The following is a 1737-nucleotide window of genomic DNA, read 5'->3' on the forward strand; positions in this document are numbered from 1 at the left end:
TGTCGTACTGCTCGGTCACGCGGTTCAAAGCTTCGAGTGTGCGGGGCGGGTGTGTCCTGTGGAAGACGAGGATTCTCGCGAGCTCAGGCCCGGCGAAGGCCAGGAGAGGCTTGGCCCTCCCGGCGTGGTAGCTCAGCACGTTGCGTGTGCGGCCCATGAGCTCGGCCGCGAGGGTCAAGGTGACGGTGTTGCGGCTGCGGAGCACGGCGGCCAGGACACGGTGGCGGTGATCGAGGATGCCGAAGCCGGGGTTGCGACCGCGGTGGTCCCTGCCCTCACTCTGTCGTTCGGCTTCGGCCAGGACTTGTCGGCACGGTTCGAGCTGGAGCACGAGCTGCTCGAACTGTTCTCGGGTCATGCCGGTGAGTGCGGGGTGGGTGAGGAGGAAGGTGGCCTCGGGCGGGACCGGCGGCCCTGGCTCGTCGTGTGGATCTTCCGGAAGCTGCTGGTCGGGGTTCTGCGGCGCGATGGTGTAGTTCCATTCGCCGTGGAATGCATCGCGCTCGACCCGCCGATCGACGCCCTTGCGTTCGGCCCGGGTGAGCACGCGGCCGGTGGGATAAGCGTTCTCGTCGAGCATGGCCTGGACCGTCAGTCCGGTGCTGGTGCGGGTGGCCGAGATGGTCTGCAGCAGAACTTCGTAGCTGGTCAGCGGCTGTCCGCGCAGACTGTGGGTGATCCGGGAGAACAGCCGGTGTTCCACTTTGTTCCATTTTGAAGTACCGGGAGGGAAGTGGGCGACGGTGATGCTCAGCCCGCACTCGTCGGCAAAGCCGGCCAGGCCCATCTTGAACAGGCGGGAGTCGGCCGAGTTTGCCCCTCCTGCGTCGGCGGTGACCAGCAAGCGGTCCACTCCGGGGTAGTCGAGGTGCCCTTGGAGCTTCCACCAGCGGCGCAGAGACTCCACCGCGAACGCGGCGGTGTTGCGGTCGGTGCCCACATTCACCCAGCCGCTGTCACGTCCCAGGTCATAGATGCCATACGGAATGGCGACCGGGGTGTCGGGGCCGATGAAGTCGTGGTCCGGGGCAGTGATGGGCCGGCCTTTGGGACGGTAGGTGCGGCCGGGGCGGGCCAACTCGCCGATCGGCTCCTTCTGCTTCGTATCCACACTCACCACCGGCAGGCCCCCCGCCAGAAAGCGTTCGGCAGCGGAGTTGATGTGCCGGAACTGGGCATCACGGTCGGGAACCTGGCTTCCGGACCGGGTCTTGGCCATCCCCTGCAGACTGAAGCCCATCGCACGCAGCAGACCGCCGACAACCGGGGCACTGGCCGGATGACCGGCTTCGGCCAGCTCCCGGGACAAGTCCCGCAGCGAGGCAGTGGTCCAGCGCAGCGGGGAGACCGGATCTCCCAGCTCACGCGGCTCGATCAGCGACTCGAGAGCCGCCACCAGGCAGGGGTCACGTTCAGCAGCTGACTTGCGTCCACCGCCAGTCCTGCGCACCCGCCCCAACGGTGCTGCCCCTGCGGCAAGTTCCTCACACCCCCTTGCGACCGTCGACTCGGAGACCTCCGCGATCCTGGCCACAGCCGCGATCCCGCCATGCCCCAACGCCTCGGCCTCGGAGGCCAGGTACAGACGACGCTGACGCTCATCCAGATGCGGCAGAATCACCGCGAACTTCATATCCAGCCCCGCCAGGACTTCACCCGGAATCGTCACAACAACCCAACTACCACATGAAACAGCGACGTTGCCTCGAATCCGGCAGTAGATAAATTACGGCTCCT

The 1737-nt window shown here is 66.5% G+C and carries 1 protein-coding gene; it reads right to left on the reverse strand.

Annotation, left to right across the window (positions count from 1 at the left end; genetic code table 11):
- Positions 1-1633, reverse strand: a 1633-nt coding sequence (locus ACIA8E_RS41890; RefSeq protein ID WP_399307354.1) for an ISAzo13 family transposase, incomplete at its 3' end; no start/stop codon positions are given.
- Positions 1634-1737 lie beyond the last annotated feature (104 nt).

It is taken from the genome of Streptomyces sp. NPDC051664 (genome assembly GCF_044453545.1).
Taxonomy (GTDB): Bacteria; Actinomycetota; Actinomycetes; order Streptomycetales; family Streptomycetaceae; genus Streptomyces.